Origin of the sequence: Anabaena sp. UHCC 0399 (assembly GCF_034931465.1) — a bacterium.
Taxonomy (GTDB): domain Bacteria; phylum Cyanobacteriota; class Cyanobacteriia; order Cyanobacteriales; family Nostocaceae; genus Trichormus; species Trichormus minutissimus.
Window position 1 is genome coordinate 1 of the sequence record NZ_JAYGGZ010000081.1, and the last position, 19,020, is coordinate 19,020.

The following is a 19,020-nucleotide window of genomic DNA, read 5'->3' on the forward strand; positions in this document are numbered from 1 at the left end:
GTGAGGGGTAAGAGATTTAAAACACTGGCCATTTCAGCACTTCGCTCAACCAATGGACTAGGCGTTTCCATCCCCGTGAGGGGTAAGAGATTTAAAACTTGCAGGATTTGGCATTAGTCCAAAACGATGGAAGCAGTTTCCATCCCCGTGAGGGGTAAGAGATTTAAAACCAGATCTCCCTTTAGGAGAGTGGTCTTTTACTCTTTGTTTCCATCCCCGTGAGGGGTAAGAGATTTAAAACCGGATTTCTGCAATACGACGCTCATAATGCCTTTTGGTTTCCATCCCCGTGAGGGGTAAGAGATTTAAAACTGCCATCGGTTGTGCAACCGATTGCGCAAATGGCTAGTCGTTTCCATCCCCGTGAGGGGTAAGAGATTTAAAACGTATAGAGGTCTTCCGATTGATAGGACTAGAGTCCTCATGTTTCCATCCCCGTGAGGGGTAAGAGATTTAAAACGGGTTGAAGGAAACAACCCATGTCTGACACAAATTCTTTGTTTCCATCCCCGTGAGGGGTAAGAGATTTAAAACGAAAATCTCGCCGCTCACAACGACCGTATGGTTGCAGAAAGTTTCCATCCCCGTGAGGGGTAAGAGATTTAAAACCTTCTTAGAACTAAAGCAAAAGGTTCTTGAGATAGTGAACAGTTTCCATCCCCGTGAGGGGTAAGAGATTTAAAACTGTTTAGCTGCACACATTCTAACATTTATCGTTCAAAAGTTTCCATCCCCGTGAGGGGTAAGAGATTTAAAACTCGATAAAGCCTTTACTGACACACAAGAATGTTATTTGTTTCCATCCCCGTGAGGGGTAAGAGATTTAAAACTTTTAAGATAAAGTTGGATAATCCAACAATTCTTATTTGTTTCCATCCCCGTGAGGGGTAAGAGATTTAAAACTTTCAGAGTTGGCGTCGGTGCATCCGTTGCCACCGTAGTAGTTTCCATCCCCGTGAGGGGTAAGAGATTTAAAACATGACGGCGAGTGGACCGGCACCGATCCAGAAATGGGTTTCCATCCCCGTGAGGGGTAAGAGATTTAAAACTAGTTGGAAAAGCAATTGCTGCCGGCGCTCAAATTTGTTTCCATCCCCGTGAGGGGTAAGAGATTTAAAACATTATCAGGCAGTGTGCAAGCTGCCAGGTTTTTCTAAATAGTTTCCATCCCCGTGAGGGGTAAGAGATTTAAAACATGAATTTTGAAAAAATTTTAGGATACCTTTCTCTGGTTTCCATCCCCGTGAGGGGTAAGAGATTTAAAACGATGAAGCCCATGAATGCACAACTGGTCAGGCTCACGTTTCCATCCCCGTGAGGGGTAAGAGATTTAAAACTTTGTATTGATTGGGCAGTTTTGCCCTTCTTTTTAAAGTTTCCATCCCCGTGAGGGGTAAGAGATTTAAAACAAAAAAAATTCTTGAGAAGTGCGATTGTATTCAGCTTTCGTTTCCATCCCCGTGAGGGGTAAGAGATTTAAAACCTTTAATGAATGACGGTGTTGTTGCTCTAGGAGAGTTTCCATCCCCGTGAGGGGTAAGAGATTTAAAACCTATTAGAATTAATACAAGCCTTTATAAAAGGCTATAACAACGTTTCCATCCCCGTGAGGGGTAAGAGATTTAAAACACCACTTCTATAAGTAATAATTCAGCCAATGAATATAGTGGAGTTTCCATCCCCGTGAGGGGTAAGAGATTTAAAACACAAATTTCCAGAAGCATGGGCAAATTTATTTCCTGTTTCCATCCCCGTGAGGGGTAAGAGATTTAAAACGATTTGTAGTTGTCCAACAAGCAAGGCCTGCTCTATTAGGGTTTCCATCCCCGTGAGGGGTAAGAGATTTAAAACCCTACTGTTACAGAAGGCTTACCAAATAAGGCTTACAGAACTGTAAAACTGAGGGGGGTCGATTTTACCTGTCAATAGACCATAGTTATTGAGAATAACTACATCCTGGAAGTAACTCAAACCCTTATACAGTGAGGCATCTGAGGGGGTCTACGAAATAATCAGCCTTTCGGCGTTTGTACAACCCCCTCAGTTTACACTTCTTAACAAAATAGCTTTCGGAAACTAACTATTAAGTTAAAAGCCGAGAATATTTACTGATTAAATTTTCAAGGTGCAGATGTTGGTATAAACAATACCATAGCAACTGGAGAAATGCAATCTTTCCATTAAGGTTTCCAAATCATGGGTCGATAGATTTTTACCTCTCCCATCAAACAAGCTACATACTCCCGCACTTGTAACTCTAAACACCTGCGAAAGCTAACTTTATATCCTGTATTTGGGTGTGTTAACTCAGATTGCAGCTTTTCTTCCCAGTGCTTGAGAAACTTTTTCAACGCATGGGGTTGAAGATATACACCGCTTCTTTCATCAGGAAGAGTAAAATCGTCTGCTGTGAAAATATTGGAATTAATCAAATAAGCAACTAAAGAATCAACTAGTTGAGCGCGAAATTCTTCCATTAAATCGCTAACTAAAGCTGGATGATTATCGCGGGGGACATGAAGATTACCAAAGTGACTGTGCAATCCTACAGCTTGGATAAATGAAAAAACATTTTGGCTAAGTAATGTATATCCTAAACTTAAAAGGCTATTAACTGGATCAGTCGGTGGACGCTTGGTACGTTTCTCAAATTTAAACGCCCCAGAGAATAAAGTTCCCAATGCTTGAAAATAAACTGTTGCTGCTCTTCCCTCATACCCTCGCAAAGCATCCATAGTTTCTGCAAACGGTAATTTATCCATCAAAACATCTAAATCTTTTATTGCTTGTTTGACAAGATGATCATCAAATTCCGGTGATTTTCTGCGATTTAACCTCATTAATAATATTCGAGAGTTATGGATTTTAGCTGTGACAATTACCTCTGCTTGAGTGCGTGTAAATTCAGGATTTTGACAACGCTCAACCTGTAAAATCAAATATTCAACTTTCGCATCACCTTCTGTTTGTAACCTGCCAAAATATCTGCCCTTCTGCGATAAATACATAATCGGAATCCGTCGCCGCAACGCCATACTCACAGCACCATGCGATACATTACAACAACCAAACAACACCACATTACTCACCCGCATCACTGGGACTTTAATTCGTAATTCTCCCTGATAAAAAACTTGGAACTGCTGATTTTTGACACTTAAATACGCGCCTTGGTCGGTTATATATAAAGTAGTCATGGTTTCCTGCCAATAATGAGATAGAGATGCTTTAGGAAAATTAATTGGTTTGTCAATACTGCAAGCTTTGGGAGGACGAGAAACTGGTTTTGCTGGTCTGGGTTTACGGCGAAAATAAGGCGTACCTGAATCATTAATTACCCATTCCCCAGGGCGTACAGGTTCAGGTGGTGGTGGTGCATAAACTTCACCGCCAGCAAAGCGATAACCCAAGAAAGTAAACTCATCCTTGGGAGTAAAAATCTGTGTTTTCTCTGGTTGGAGAGTTAAATAAACTTCTCCTAACCAAACGGTAATTTTGTCAAGGATACGATTGGCTTCTTGCCAACTATTACAAGCGATAACAAAATCATCTCCATACCTGACTAAGTTAATTCCTTGACTGAGACATTTTCGATCAAAACTCGTGAGATATAAATTAGCTAAAGCACCAGAAAGTATCCCACCTTGTAAAACTCCCTTGCCAAAATTGCGATATTGTCCAGCAATGATGATTCCTGATTTCAACTGTTGTTCTAGCAACTGTAATATAGTTGGTTCAAGCGATAATTCCTCCAAGAAAGTTAACAACAATGCCCAAGAAAGATTATCAAAAAAATCAGCAACATCAGCTTTGATTATCCATTTTGGTTGATATTGGTAATACCCGTATAAATGCTGTACTGCTTGCTGAATACTGTGTCCAGGACGATAAGCATAGCTGCAATCTAGAAACGTATCTTCTAAAGGAAAATACAACTCATCAAGTAGCAGACGTTGAATAATTCTATCCAACACAGTATGGATACCAATTAATCGTTTACTGCCATTTTTTTTAGGTATATAAAACCCTTTAGCGGGACTAGCGGTGTAAGTTTCATGGCTGAGTTGATAGGCGATATTCTGTAATTGCTCCGCCGCCATCGACTCGAACAAATCAACAGAAATCCCATCAACACCCGCGCTTTTACTTCCCGCACGCACTTGTAACCATGCGAAATTGAGGTGTTCAATAGTGAACATGGTGAAAAATTAAAAGTTAAAAGTTAAAAGGTAAAAGTGGTACTGACTTTTTACGGGGTCTAAAAAACCCCTCTCCAAACCTCTCCCCTACAAGGCTACGGTGTACACACAAGTCTGATCACCTCATCCCCTATCGTTTCGATCCCCCCTAACCCCCCTTAAAAAAGGGGGAACTAGAATCAAAGTCCCCCTTTTGAAGGGGGATTTAGGGGGATCAAACCACATTTTGCACTCAGCATAGAGATGTGTGTACACCGTAGCCTACAAGGAGAGAGGCTTTGATTATTGCTCCCCTTCCCTACAAGGGAAGGGGTTGGGGGTTAGGTTTTGTGTTAACTTTTCTACATAACGTAAAAAGGCAAAAGTGATAGGGTATGTTACGGCTACGTCAAAATTTGATGGTTAGAAATAGCATCAATTAGCCGTAACGCAGCAAAATCATCTAATTGCAATTACGAATTGCTTTAACTACCTTGAATTTAATTGTTGCAGTGTTATATATGAGTTCATGTATGGGTTATTGACTCTCATATATGAGTTCGTATATGACTTAAAAATCTCAACTGAAAATAATTCCAGAATAAGCAAAAGCAGATATTGCTTTCTCAAACTGGAGTTTGCTTACTCATTTCAGTAGATTTAGCAAGCAAAAGCAGATATTGCTTTCTCAAACTGGAGTTTGCTTACTCATTTCAGTAGATTTAGCAAGTAAAAGCAGATATTGCTTTCTCAAACTGGAGTTTGCTTGCTCATTTCAGTAGATTTAGCAAGCAAAAGCAGATATTGCTTTGTAGATAAGGTTTAACGGTATCTGGAAAACCTCTCTCTAAATCTCTCTCCTGCGAGGAGAGAGACTTTGAAATCCTGGTTTGGAAGTTAGATTTTCCGTGGACTTTTCTACATGATGTGAAAAGTCAGGGATTAAGGGGGATAATCCGACTTGTGTATACACTTAAGCTAAAATTCTTTTACCTTTTTACTTTTAACTTTTTACTTATTATGAGTCGGAGTCTGGTTGCATCACCGGAAGGGATTAAACTGGCAAGAAAAGCGTTCAAAGCCACAGGGTTAACCCAAACAGATTTTGCGATAGAGGTAAAATTAGGTTACACAACTGTTAGTAATTTCCTCAACGGTAAACCGATATATCGCACAAATTTTCAAGAGATATGCCTTTTTCTGGACTTAGACTGGAAAGATATCGCTGTATTGGGTGAAACCGAACCCGAAGAACTCACACCCCTCGATAGCCTTTGGCAACAACTGCAATTATTGAGTTCTCCTACTGAACAAATGGGACTAGTTTTAGTCAAAGAAGAAACACTAGGTTGGGGGAAGAAAATACCGAGTCGTTACGAAAAATCAGTGCAGGTGGGTAATTATATTCGTTTTGAAGTCAACTTAGAAACTTCTGGATATTTAATACTGTTGCAAAAAGATACATCAGGACAACTATGGTGTTTTTGTCCTTCGTGTTATGCTTCCCAGCCGCACTTGAATACTGGTAAAACAACCTTACCCCAAGAAGGTTCACCAATTACATCTTTCCCCATTGAAGGTGAACCAGGTAAAGAAGAAATCATTGCAGTTTTCACTAAGGAACTACCTACATTAGACTGGCTACCACCAGGAGATAACGAGCCTTTGGAATTACAAGCCAGTCATCTGGCGGCGTTACTGGAATATGTAGGTGAAAGCGGAGAATGTCAACTTTTATATACACACTACATGGTGACTCCTCAGTAATCAAGTGTAATTTATCACAACTTGATGCAAATTGAAGTCACAGCTACATAAACAAAAATACCTACTTAGGTTGAAAATCATCAATTTAGAACGTTAACAATTATGAAATAGATTGACTTTGATAGTTTCTTTTCATACAATTTTTTCTTAAGCATTACTGAACCATGAAAATTCAATAATATCTAGATCAAGTATTTCCATTTACTCTGATTCATCTGGCAAAATTATAAATTTTTGTTGCATGATCAGCATCTGAGGGGGTCAGACAACGGCTGAAACCCTTATTCTTACGTTGACCCCCTCAGATGGCTTGCTGAGTAAGCGTTTGAGGTGTGCCGAAGTTCCGCTTATTAAAATATTTTCTCGATTATTTAGCCTAAACAATACCCCCCTCAGATTGACCCATCTCAAACCCAATCTTGATCAGGCTTCTGAACAGGTAGGGTTTTAATTCCTTTACCCCTCACGGGGATGGAAACTGAAATTTTAATTTCCGAGATTTAGATCAAGATTACCTAGTTTTAATTCCTTTACCCCTCACGGGGATGGAAACAAGCCACCCAAAAAACTACTCCTCCGCAAACTGCAAAAGTTTTAATTCCTTTACCCCTCACGGGGATGGAAACATGTTTGTCATTCTGACTTTGTTTTATTAATCTGTTTTAATTCCTTTACCCCTCACGGGGATGGAAACAAAAGGGCAGGGCTTCTTCTCGCTTCCCTAAACGGTTTTAATTCCTTTACCCCTCACGGGGATGGAAACTTTGCTGTAGGCTTACTGGCTCGAACGTCCAGTTTTTTTAGTTTTAATTCCTTTACCCCTCACGGGGATGGAAACTTGAAACTAGATGCTAGGAGCATTAGTAACAATTCTGTCAAGTTTTAATTCCTTTACCCCTCACGGGGATGGAAACTAGTTTACTGACCTGGGTCATTTAATTTCTTGTCCGTTTTAATTCCTTTACCCCTCACGGGGATGGAAACACCTTCTGGATTCTCAGGTGTCTTTTCAACGTACAGTTTTAATTCCTTTACCCCTCACGGGGATGGAAACTTAAACGTTTCGGCATCCATCCAGTGGGATCCGGTTTTAATTCCTTTACCCCTCACGGGGATGGAAACTCGCGGCGAGAGCCGCAGATGGAAAGGAAAAAGTAAAAAGTTTTAATTCCTTTACCCCTCACGGGGATGGAAACTTCCTTTTAATAGCACGATACTGGCCTATAACCTCCTTTGTTTTAATTCCTTTACCCCTCACGGGGATGGAAACTCTCAAAAATATCGCGAACCGTAGCGTTTAGTTCGGTAACAGTTTTAATTCCTTTACCCCTCACGGGGATGGAAACAAATAGATGGTGGTTTCACCGGCTGTCGTAACACTTCCAGTTTTAATTCCTTTACCCCTCACGGGGATGGAAACGCGAGATTTTCTAGTGAGTAGGGTAACCCAGTTTCAGTTTTAATTCCTTTACCCCTCACGGGGATGGAAACATTTTTTGACCAAGCAATCGCTCCGCCTGATCCTGGTTTTAATTCCTTTACCCCTCACGGGGATGGAAACAGTTTGTGTTAATAGCCATGATCTTTGTATCCTTGAATGAGTTTTAATTCCTTTACCCCTCACGGGGATGGAAACAGGCCTTGTCTTTTTTAGCTTCTGCGGCAAGCGCAGTTTTAATTCCTTTACCCCTCACGGGGATGGAAACTGTTCCATTATTGATTGAGCTTCTGCGACTTCATCAAATGTTTTAATTCCTTTACCCCTCACGGGGATGGAAACTTACTCCCGATGGAAACTCCGTTTGCGAAAAAGTTTTGTTTTAATTCCTTTACCCCTCACGGGGATGGAAACTTGCCCTAAAAACCCCGCCCCCCCACACAGAATGCAGGGTTTTAATTCCTTTACCCCTCACGGGGATGGAAACTCACGCTACCTCTAGGCCAAACAAAGTTAAAGGTGCTGTGTTTTAATTCCTTTACCCCTCACGGGGATGGAAACCCTGTGCAGCACCCGGGTTACTTCTGGGATATTCCAGTGTTTTAATTCCTTTACCCCTCACGGGGATGGAAACTCGAAACGATCCTTTAAAAAATATAAAGTTGTCATCTGGTTTTAATTCCTTTACCCCTCACGGGGATGAATAATTCTAGATAAAATAAGTGAATGATTAAAAAGTAAAAACTAAAACTTATATAAACATCTGGAACTAGCAGATGAAAAAACTCATAGAAAAATTAAATCAACTTAATTCACAAGTTGTACAACTCGCCGGACAGGGAAACATCAAACAAGCAATAATTGTTGCTCAACAAGCAGTCAAATTAGGGGAAACCCAAAAGTTAACCAAACATTCAGTATATTGCGATAGCTTAAATAATCTAGCAGAATTATATCGAATACAAGGACATTACTCAAAAGCTCAACCTTTATACTTACAAGCTTTAAATATCAGAAAACAACTCTTCGGTTTAGAGCATCCTGACGTAGCTCAATCTTTAAATAATCTAGCAGCACTTTATCATGCCCAAGGCAACTATCCAGCAGCAGAAGCACTTTTTTTAGAAGCTTTGGAATTGTGGAAAGTATGTTATGGAGACGAAGATTTTGAAATTGCTACAACCTTAAATAATCTAGCAGAAATTTATCGAGAGCAAGGACTATACTTCAAAGCTGAACAAGTGCATCTAGAAGCTTTAGCAATGCGAAGATGTTTGTTTGATAATGAACATTCTGATATTGCTCAATCCTTAACCAATCTAGGAACTCTTTATATCTCAAGAGGACGCTATGCTGATGCTGAAAAAATGCACTTAGAAGCATTAGCCATGAAAACACAATTGCTGGGAGAAGAGCATTTTGATATTGCTAGCAGTCTGAATAATTTAGGCAAAGTATATGATGCTCAAGGACGTTACCAAGAAGCTGAAATCAATTTTTTGAAAGCATTAGAAATTCTTCAAAAAATTCTAGGAACTGAACATCCCTATATAGCATCTATCTTAAGTAATATCGCTGGTGTTTATCAAGACCAGGGCAATTATATAGCAGCAGAGCAGAAGTTTTTAGAAGTTTTGTCTATGAACAAACGCTTGCTAAGTGATGAACATCCTGAAGTTGCTAATAGTTTAGATAATTTATCAGAAGTTTATCTAATTCAAGGTAAATATTTAGCTGCTGAACAAAAGTATCAGGAAGCTTATTCTCTAAGAAAGCGTTTCTTCCCTGAAGAACACCCTGATATTGCAGAAAGTTTAAGTAATCTAGGAGTAGTGTTTACATACCAAGGACGCTATCAAGAAGCAGAAAAACAGTATTTAGAAGCATTACCAATGTTGGAGAAATTGGTAGGAGAAGAACATCGGTCAATTGCCAAGATTTTAAATAATCTAGCTGGACTTTATGAAGAACAGGGAAAGTATTCGCAAGCGGAACAAAAATATCTTAAAGTTTTAGATATTCAAAAAAATCTCTTAGGCACAGAGCATCCTGATATTGCTGATACTTTAAACCAAATAGCAGCACTTTACCGCAGACAAGGACGATATTCAGAATCAGAACAATGGCATCTTGAATGTTTAGGAATGAGAAAACGCTTATTAGGGAAGCGTCACCCATCTGTTGCAGCTAGTCTCAACAATTTAGCAGTATTATATGATGATTTAACTCAATATAAGCAATCAGAATCATTACTATTAGAAGCCTTGGAAGTTGTGAAAAGCGTGTTTGGGAATGAACACCCACACGTAGCTAGTAGTATGAATAATTTAGCTGTGGTTTATGACTTTTTAGGGCGTTATCAAGAAGCAGAAAAACTACATTTACAAACATTACAGTTAAGAAAATTATTATTAGGTGAAGAACACATAGGAATTGCCACTAGCTTAAATAATTTGGGGGAGTTATATTTTTCTCTGGGACGCTATCAAGAAGCCGAACAGAAGTATTTAGAAACCTTAGCAATGCGACAACGTTTATTAGGAGAGTCACATCCTGATGTAGCGTTTAGTTTAAATAATCTGGCTACTTTATTAGCTGCAACTAATCGTCCAGAGGAATCTTTGTTATGTCGTGTAAGAGCAAGTAAAATTAATGATCTGATGATTCGCAATATATTTGCTTTTAGTTCAGAGAGCGATCGCCTCTCTTTTTTAGATAAAATTAGAAACGACTTTGACTTATTTGTTTCCCTAGTCTGCAATCATCTGGCTGATTCAGAGGACGCAAAACTCACAGCATTCTTATTTGTCCTCAAACGTAAAGGCTTGACTGCATCGGCTCTAGCAGCTCAAAACGCAGCATTCTATAATGGTCGCTACCCCCAACTCACAGAAAAATTCCATCAACTGCGTGATTTAAGCAATCAAATTATTCATCTCACCTTTGCAATTCCTGACACCAATGATTTAGCTACTAACCAAGAAAACTTGAGACAACTGCAAAGTAGACACAACAATTTACAAAAAGAAGTAGCGGCACAAGTTCCAGAAATTCAGCTATCAGAGCAACTTTTTGACCTTCAGGCGATGTCTGAGGACAAGCCGCTTCTCTACGAGACGCTACGCGAACGCGTCTACGCCGCAGCATTACCACTCAATTCTATTTTAGTCGAGTTTGTCCGCTTCAAGGTCTTCGATTTTCAGGCTATTCCAGCACAGGGGCAGACACAATGGCATCCAGCGCGATATTTAGCATTCATCTTCACAGCCGGGAAAGCAGATGCTGTAAAGATGATAGACTTAGGTATAGCCACAGACATTGACAGATTGATTCAGGCATTTCGTTTACAAGCATCTGATTATACCCTGCCTACACTCGCTTGGGGTAAAGCTAGCCAAGCACCAAAGCTGCGTGTTAAATCATATAATCCCACACCCGCAATAGAACTGAGTCAAGCACTGTTTGAACCCATCCGGGATTTAGTTAAAGATGGCAAACATCTGATTATTGCACCCGATGGGAATTTAAACTTAGTACCATTTCAGGTATTGCCGATTGATGCCACAGGTTCACGTCTATTGATGGATGAGTATACCATCAGTTATCTGGGTGTTGGGCGAGAAATTCTCCGTAGCAAAGTGCAGCTACCGACAGATTCTATCTCTGCACCATTAATTATCGCCGATCCTGATTTTGATTTATCGGGGACTGGGGAACTCGGGGTCCCCTCTGGGGATAAGGGGCAATGGGGAGCGGGGACTGGGGATTGGGAAAACAATGCTCGGCTCGATGTCCGAAGTTTTCAGCTACATGATCATTTCACAGAAACAGGTTTGCTCCCTGCGCCTGGGACAAGATTTTTGGGGGAAAGTGTAGCGAAAAAACTGCCTGATGCCAAATTATACTTAGGTGCAGAGGCACTAGAAACCCGCTTAACAAATAGCAACTGTCCCAGAATCATGCTAATTGCTACTCATGGCTTATTCCAAAGCGATTTTGAGCCGCAACCAGTCACGAAAAGACGCAATCTATTAAGTATGGAACGTCTGCGAACAACCAAGGTGGAAAATCCTATGTTGCGTTCTGGGCTGGCTCTAGCGGGTGCTAATACTTGGCTAGCTGGCGGGACACTACCACTAGCCGCAGGTAAAGGCTTTGTGTTCGCCCAAGATATTGCCAATTTAGATTTGTCGGCAAATGAATTAACGGTTCTTTCTGCCTGTGATACTGCTAGAGGCGATATTAAAATTGGCGAAGGTGTGTTTGGATTACGTCGCGCTTTTGCGGTGGCGGGTGCAAAAACTCTAGTGATGAGCCTCTGGTCTGTTCCTGACAAAGTGACATCTCTACTGATGGAGCGTTTCTTTGATAACTTGCAGTATGGGATGGGTCGGTCTGAGGCTTTACATTCTGCTCAAAATTATATACGTAAAATTACGGTTAAACAATTGCGTGCATCAGCTTTGGGTCTGGAAGTGCTAAAAGAACTTTTAGCGGTTAAGGAGTTATCCGTAAATAGTAAAATTGATTGTCAAGAAGATGACACACCATTAGAGCATCCCTTTTACTGGGGAGCTTGGATTTGTCAGGGAAATACAGATCCATTGGTGAACTAGAGTTCAAAGTTACCAAACTGTTACTAATCGCTACTTTTAACCCCATGAGAAATATATTAAGTGCAGCGATCGTTCTCCTTTGGTACTACACTCCGTGCGATCGCCAAAAGCTATTCCTAACTCATAGTTAGTACATCTTGTTCATTATTTGTAAAAATTCTTCAACCACTTGTGTTGGCTCTTGTTCACACCTTTGAGCATCAAATCGCTCAACAACTCGGATGCAATGATGACGAAAATAACGTTCCCGTTCTTGTTCCTCAACTCGCCGTTGCGGAGTATGAAAAGGCCCATCTACTTCCAGAATCCCCCAGTTCCCCTGATAGCAAATGAGAAAATCAGGTTCTAAATTCAAACGGTTCGTTTGCTTGCATATATATCCGCCCAGATAATATTACATAAATATGCTGATTCTGCATATAATAGCAATTATTGTACCCTCCCAGAATGGGAGGTTCAATTCATTCACACAGATATCAAGCTTTTCTCAAGCGACTGCGCCAAGCTAGAGAAGAAGCTAATTTGACGCAGGTAGAAGTAGCTAAGAAGTTAAATCAGCCACAATCTTACGTTTTGCGTTGTGAATCTGAGGAAAGGCGAGTAGATGTGGTTGAATTGACAGATTTTGCTGTGATTTATCAAAAACCTCTAGATTTCTTCGTTGATTTTAAGATAGATCCTGAAAACACCTCTGAAAAACCATAATGAAAGTCTTCAATCTCAAACAGGTTGAGCAGTAATAGCACGGTGAGTTAGGCATTGCTAATGTCAGCCTCTTATGAATGCCTGATGTTAGCTTCAGTAAAAATGCGGGAATAATGATTTACGCTGAACCTTATTTATTCGTTTGAAACATCGAGAAATATATAAACAATGAGTATTAAAAATATTATATATATTCCACCTGTTCCGGTGAATAAAATTCCATCTCCTTGGAGAGAAACCTTTCAACAACTAAACCAATCTCCATCACCACTATCTGTTTGTAACTTTCCAGACCAGGAAAGTGAACATACGCCAGATACAACTTCAAAATATGTAATTTACTGGGTAAATAAGGATAAATCAGGTTTGAAATCTAAAGGCTCTATTTTTCTTACACTTGCTAAAGTATCTAAATTTGTTGATGAGTTATCTAACTATACACTGGAACTTTCATGCCTCAACCAACCTGCCCTTCAGCTTCATGCAAATATGGTTGATGCAGATTGGCAGATTGAACTCACCTTGCTTGTGAAGAAACGGTGGAATCCTCAGCTAAAAATTCCCATATCACGTAGACTAGCTAAACTGCATGAGCCTGGGACTAACTTGCTCAATCAATTACTTCAACTGTGCATTAGCTGTTTTGATAGTAAGCACCATTTGAGCCAACATTACCAACACGCCGCCGACTGGTTTTTACATATCATTCAGGAAGCTCAGAAACTTGACACCAAAATCATCATAGCGAACACCGCCAAAGGAAAAGCACCCATCATTAAGGAGATGCGTGATATTGTAGCTGAACTGAAATATGGAAAAAATCCAGTCACAGAAACAACCTCACCTCATTTCCATAAATTGATTGAGGTGGGTCTATCACTAAATCAGCCTTATAGCTCCAACAAAAGCGATTGGAAAGCGTTCCTCAAGAGTTGCTGCCAATACATTCAAGCCACCGAAAAACCAACTTGCCAAGAAACATTTGTCAAAGATAACAAAATTGTACGTCGAGCACCAGGTCCTGGTAGAAGAACTTATCTGCTCATCGATATATAGAACACTCTGTTAGCCTTACGCAACAGTTTTGTGTAACTACGCTGCTAGGGTTCAAAAAACTTTTTTAAAATCTTTATCCAGCAAGGGTTTTAGATGATTAATTTGAAATCCTTGCTATTGCTATGTCTCATGCCAGATTATGAGATAGATTTTTTGATGGATTTTGGTTTAATTGCTCAGCAATTTTTAGAAATTTATCAAGAAAGGCAGAGGGCAGAAGGCAGGAGGCAGAAGGAATACTGTTTTCTGCCCTCTGCCACGACCGGAGGGAGTAAGGGTTTAAGACCCCCACCACAATCTCTGATTTGGTGGACCAATTAAGTACGGTGCTGAATCCCCTTCTTAATTGTCCCTTCTGCCCTCTGCCCTCTGCCTCCTGCCTTCTTCAATCAACTCTGACTCAAAGCTTATTCCTAGTGTTTTCAAAAACCTTTTTTCAAAAGCTTTATCCAGCAAGGGTTTCAGGTGATTAATCTGAAATCCTTGCTGTTGCTATGTCTCATGCCAGATTATGAGATAGATTTTCCAGTGTTTTTTATCTGATTGCTGTCAAGCAATTTTTAGAAAATTATTTATGCCACAACCAATAGCGGTTTTGGTAACAATTCTAGTTGCTTATAAATCAGTAAAAACTAAATATATTGCATATATTGCTAGATATTTATTGCAGATAAAATACCTCGAAATATCAAAACCTTATTTAATCAATATTTTCGGATTAAATTCAGGTTCAAATGTTAGCGAATGACCAAAGAGTGTCGTATTCAAATCACGAATAAAACGCAATAATTATTGTTTGTATTTTTTAACCACAAGGAGTCCAGTATGCCAAAATTAGATGCTCTAATTATTACAGTTTCAGAAGAGTCACGGGTTAGTCAACCTGAAAATGCTTATGAATTGCTAAAACAATTTGAAAAACATCTAAATCAAGAACACCCTCATCAAAGCTACAGCATATTCAATCAATCTGAAACTTCTGTCTATCGCTATACTTTGCCTGGATGGGGAAGTCCTCATATCCAAGGTAAGAAAATCACACAAGCAGAAAAACTCGCTGCTCAGGAATTTGCCAAAAAAATATCTTTAAAAGAGTTCCAAAATGCTTTGAAGATTCAGCAAAAAGTATTTGATGACTTAACCATTTCCAAAAGTATCCAACGAAATTACAGAGCTATTCTCAACAGAATTATCCAATTTTCTCAACAATATGTTGTTCTGCAAAATGAGTCAGCCACACAATCTCAGACATCAACTGCTCACCATCCACTTTGGCGAAAAGGCCGTAATGCAGATATGGTGAAAACTACTAACAAACAATGGCAACCAAGATTTGGACTTGGCTGTATCCCAGGAGATATCGTTTCTGATGTTTTGGAGCAACAACAACTTGAATTGGAAGACTTTGGCATAGATATGTTGGGCATGAGAGCTACAACTGTTAAGCTGAATATCAGCAGAATTAAACAAATTTTAGGTGCAAAACCTTATCGTTTAAGCGTTACTTCTACAGTAGAACTCAATATCAACACACTAATTCCCTTTGTTCCCATCCGCACGGGTCTACGAACACTACCTATTGATAGTTCACTAGCTCAACGATTAATTCAACAAGAGGAATTAAAAGAACAAGCAAGGCAGGTAGCAATTAAATGTCAGAGCGATATCAAACGATTACTGCGCTGGTATCGGGAAGAGCGGAAAGTTTCACCAGGTATGGAGCAGGCAGTTATACTTGTCCACATTTTCGTTGCTAAATTCTTATATCGTGATGAAACTGACAAGCTTCAAGCAGAGGACTATGAAGATATCCCTGTAATTATCATGTTACGTCAACTCTTAAGGGAGGTGATGAAGCGGGTAAATACAGCTGCTCCTACCATTGATATAGACAAGAAATGGTTAGACTGGCCAGAGTGGTTAAGACTGGTGGAGACCTTGCGTCAGGAAGCTACTGTAGTAGTCTATGTACGCCCAAACAGAAAACAGCCTTCCGGATTACGTGTGCTTCGTGGCATAGGGCAAAGTCTTCAGGTTTTCTTATTATGTAGTTTTTGGGCTTTCTTGCCACCTGACCGTCAAAGAACTGTGCGAGAGCTAGAGGAGGGGAAAACTTTAGTTTGGAAAGATGATAAATGGCAGATTCACCTGAAATCTGGCGATACGAAGATTGACAATGAAGAGGAATGGATTCCTATTCCTAACGTCAAATTTGAGGATGGTACTTGTTTGTATCAATATTTTCATGCTTGGTTGCATGATTGTAAAGCTTTACCTAGTTATGCCCACTTGCAGTGGGAAGGGGGATTAAGAGCTGTGTTTGCTCCCCAACATAGTTGCTGTTTCACAATGGTTGACAGTGGTAAACCTTTAACAGGTGATGCCGTTTGCAATTATGTCAAGCGCAGAGCTTATCGATTGACTAAAAAAGCAATTACGCCACATCTAACTCGTTCCATGTACATTACATACTTAGAAGAAAATGGTGTGCCAGAAAACGTAATGGTGTCTACTGCTAAATCTATGCACCACAGTCGAGCTACTCAACGTAAGCATTACGATAAGCGTCAGCAGTCTAAGAAAATGCAGCCAGGACTTGATTTGGCTGTCCAAGTTGCACAGTCTATTCTTGCAACAATTTAATACGGATCATCTTGGGTTTGAAGCTCCTAAATTTCAGAGACTTCAATTGGTACAGTCTTATCCGTGGCGATTGCGCGGAGCGCAATCGCCTACGGCGGGCGGGTACGCCATCGCAGTATTGAAAACGGCGCATCAATTCCTTAGTGTAACTTTCGGAATCAATAAACAACTCATCTAATAAAAAAACTGATACTATTGCAACTAAATAATAATTGCAGGCAATGGTAAGCATAGCTAAAGTCTATACTGCGATCGCTTGATCAACATTTTCAGTATGGATACGTCCAACGCGCAATCGCTTCCACTTGCGACCGATGGCAATCATCGCTGCTTCCATTTCATCATCGTCAGCTGCTTCAATCATTTGTGCGAGCCTTCCAGATTTGTCACTTTCTCCTAATGGTTCTTCTGCCAACAACTGGCAAAAGTAGCGGCGTGAACCTGGAGCAATCTTATCCATTCCTTCTAGTAAAGCTGTCAGCACTTCTGGGCTTACCCACTTTTTGCCATTACGAAACTCAGAAAGATGATTTGGACTGATACCAGCTAATACGGCTAATTCTTTACCTTGAACGCCGTATCTATCCATTGATTGTTTGAATAGCTGGTGAATTTGGGGCATAAAATTTCTTTACCTTCCAATCAATCTATTGGATTAATTTTAATATAAAATACATCTGATAGATTAATTCAATCAATCTAATAAGTTGATTTGATTATATCTAGACAAAATAGCCCCGACAAGTAATTTATCAGGGCATCTTTTAAACCTACCCAGATGATATGACAATTCAGCATCCACCACAAACGCTAAAAGACGGATTTTTGGCAATTTCTTGTGTCACATTTGCAACGAAAGGCGGTGCAGTGTGACAGAGCAACATTACTCCATGACATTAAGTGATGCGATCGCACTCTACAATTACAAATTTGGTGTAATTTACAGAATTTACTGCGACCAAACTGGATGTTCCTATGTGGGACAGACTAGAGACATCAATAAAAATCAGCGATTATCTCGCATCAAAAGCCATTACGCCGCTCTAAAAAAGGGTTGTCATCCTTGCTCTAAGTTACAGGCAGCTTGGGATGCGACAGGCGGGGAATCAATTAAAGATGAAATCTTGGAGGTAATAGCACCCGTTAACAAAAACGTGGCTGACTCTAATGAAAAAATGATACAAGCCGAAAAGCGTTGGCAGGAAGTTTATGACTGTCATCAAAATACATCGGCATCTGTTGATCGTTACTATGCCCTAAAAGCAGGAGAACTCAAAAAGCTACGGGATGCGGGAATTATTAATAATGCAACGTTTGTGTATTTCATCCTCAAGCTTAAAAATCCCTGGTGCGATCGCCCACTTCATATCAAGCCCCTAGAACTGTCGATTGAGTGGGACATCCCCGAAAGCAGTGTTTATGAGGCAATTGCCAAACTCAAAGATTCAGAACTGGTGACCATCGAGCAGGCTGAGATAGTCCTGAGATGGAATTCTCCAGCAGATTCTCAACAAGATAGTCCTCTTGATTCTCAACAAGATGTCCTTTCTGGGAATTCAGAATTATTACGAGATTTCAGAATAGATTCTGAGATTCCAGAATCCATTACGGAAAATCAGAATGGATTACGAGATTCCAGAATAGATTCTGAGATTCCAGAAAATCATCAGCCAGAATCTTTACAGGGCAAGGATTCCAAAAACCCTCATACTATTCAGACTTATTCAGACTTTAAAGACTCTCTCTCAGAAGACCAGAGAGAGGAATTTTTAAAATTTGGGGAGAATAAAGCCGCACAACTACCTCAGCCCCCTACTCTCCCCCGGCGGTGGGTGGAAAATAATTGGCAGGAATTATCAGCCCAGTGGTACAAATCAAAAGGCAAATCTTCCCCGGCGCAAAATTCTAAATGGGAAACTGACCCCCGGCGTGCTGACTGGTTAGCCATTATTGAGGAGACGGCCAACCCCCTAGAATTTGCTGTTGGTGATGCCGAGAAGTTGGATTTTGTGAGGTGGTGCAAGCAAACCAAGCAATTTAGTTGGCTCAGGGGGGAATTATGATCGAGTTCCCACAGTTTGAACCTTTACCAGTTAGGCCAGAGGAGGCAGAAGATAAGGAGATTTGGCAGCCATCATGGAAATGTTTTTGTTGCCAAGATACGGGTAAGGTGCAGCCGCATTTAATCCGGCTAGTAATGCCAAATTACAATTATGAGCGCGATTGCTTGCCTATCTGCCAATTGTGCAGTTGTGGCGATAAACTTTACCACTTAACCGAGTTTGGCGTAATTGATACACGCTTTGAAACGCTGCTGTGCAGAAAGTTGGATGCTTTAGCCCGTGACGAGTGGCGCAATGCAACACAAGAACAGTTTGCGATCGCTAAGAAGAAAGTGCAACTAGCAACTAATGAAGTTGCTCAAACTCGCAGTTTAAGGAAAAGAAACCGCACCCAAAACGATGAGCGAGAAGTGCAGATACGTAAAGCAGAAGTAGAGAATCATACATCGCCAGGAGACGATAATGAGTAACTATTCTGTAGGCGATAAAATCATTACTCCTGGGGGGAAGCTTGGCGAAGTATCCAGCGTACAAGCCAAAATCACCATTACTGG

Annotated in this window: 10 protein-coding genes and 2 CRISPR repeat arrays; of the genes, 7 read left to right on the top strand and 3 right to left on the bottom strand. The window is 40.3% G+C overall.

Annotated features, from left to right (window positions below; translation table 11 throughout):
• Positions 1 to 63 precede the first annotated feature (63 nt).
• Positions 64 to 1,851: a CRISPR direct-repeat array (repeat unit 35 nt; unit sequence GTTTCCATCCCCGTGAGGGGTAAGAGATTTAAAAC).
• Positions 1,852 to 2,180: 329 nt separating this feature from the next.
• The gene (cas1, locus tag VB693_RS27460; RefSeq protein ID WP_323269014.1) at positions 2,181 to 4,199 is read right to left on the bottom strand and encodes a CRISPR-associated endonuclease Cas1; all 2,019 of its coding nucleotides are present in this window, start codon (positions 4,197 to 4,199) and stop codon (positions 2,181 to 2,183) included.
• A gap of 999 nt (positions 4,200 to 5,198) precedes the next feature.
• Between cas1 and VB693_RS27465 the strand changes: the two genes are divergently transcribed.
• Both VB693_RS27465 and VB693_RS27470 read left to right on the top strand, forming a co-directional pair.
• On the top strand, positions 5,199 to 5,945 hold the full coding sequence (locus tag VB693_RS27465; protein ID WP_323269015.1) for a DUF4384 domain-containing protein: 747 nt from the start codon (positions 5,199 to 5,201) through the stop codon (positions 5,943 to 5,945).
• 444 nt (positions 5,946 to 6,389) lie between these two features.
• Positions 6,390 to 8,090: a CRISPR direct-repeat array (repeat unit 35 nt; unit sequence GTTTTAATTCCTTTACCCCTCACGGGGATGGAAAC).
• Positions 8,091 to 8,159: 69 nt separating this feature from the next.
• Positions 8,160 to 11,999 carry a tetratricopeptide repeat protein gene (locus VB693_RS27470; RefSeq protein ID WP_323269016.1) on the top strand — a complete coding sequence of 1,280 codons (3,840 nt, stop codon included), beginning with the start codon at positions 8,160 to 8,162 and terminating at the stop codon, positions 11,997 to 11,999.
• Positions 12,000 to 12,126: 127 nt separating this feature from the next.
• Here VB693_RS27470 and VB693_RS27475 read toward each other — a convergent pair whose 3' ends face one another.
• Complete coding sequence (locus VB693_RS27475) at positions 12,127 to 12,354, bottom strand: hypothetical protein (RefSeq protein ID WP_323269017.1); 228 nt, start codon at positions 12,352 to 12,354, stop codon at positions 12,127 to 12,129.
• A 92-nt stretch (positions 12,355 to 12,446) separates the two neighbouring features.
• Between VB693_RS27475 and VB693_RS27480 the strand changes: the two genes are divergently transcribed.
• From VB693_RS27480 to VB693_RS27490, 3 genes are all read left to right on the top strand, one after another.
• Positions 12,447 to 12,704, top strand: coding sequence for a helix-turn-helix transcriptional regulator (locus VB693_RS27480; RefSeq protein ID WP_323269018.1), 258 nt, complete (start codon positions 12,447 to 12,449; stop codon positions 12,702 to 12,704).
• 168 nt (positions 12,705 to 12,872) lie between these two features.
• A complete protein-coding gene (locus VB693_RS27485) occupies positions 12,873 to 13,760 on the top strand; it encodes a hypothetical protein (protein ID WP_323269019.1) in 888 nt (295 codons plus the stop codon).
• Between the two features lie 825 nt (positions 13,761 to 14,585).
• Complete coding sequence (locus tag VB693_RS27490) at positions 14,586 to 16,403, top strand: hypothetical protein (protein WP_323269020.1); 1,818 nt, start codon at positions 14,586 to 14,588, stop codon at positions 16,401 to 16,403.
• A gap of 241 nt (positions 16,404 to 16,644) precedes the next feature.
• Here the strand turns inward: VB693_RS27490 and VB693_RS27495 are convergent, their stop codons facing one another.
• On the bottom strand, positions 16,645 to 17,025 hold the full coding sequence (locus VB693_RS27495) for a helix-turn-helix transcriptional regulator (RefSeq protein ID WP_323269021.1): 381 nt from the start codon (positions 17,023 to 17,025) through the stop codon (positions 16,645 to 16,647).
• A 268-nt stretch (positions 17,026 to 17,293) separates the two neighbouring features.
• Here VB693_RS27495 and VB693_RS27500 point away from each other — a divergent pair, with 268 nt between their 5' ends.
• Together VB693_RS27500 and VB693_RS27505 are read left to right on the top strand one after the other, a co-directional pair.
• Entirely contained in the window at positions 17,294 to 18,466 is a 1,173-nt protein-coding gene (locus VB693_RS27500) for a GIY-YIG nuclease family protein (protein ID WP_323269022.1), read from the top strand.
• The gene (locus VB693_RS27505) at positions 18,463 to 18,936 is read left to right on the top strand and encodes a hypothetical protein (protein ID WP_323269023.1); all 474 of its coding nucleotides are present in this window, start codon (positions 18,463 to 18,465) and stop codon (positions 18,934 to 18,936) included. The genes VB693_RS27500 and VB693_RS27505 overlap by 4 nt, the downstream gene beginning before the upstream one ends.
• The last annotated feature ends 84 nt before the right edge of the window (positions 18,937 to 19,020 follow it).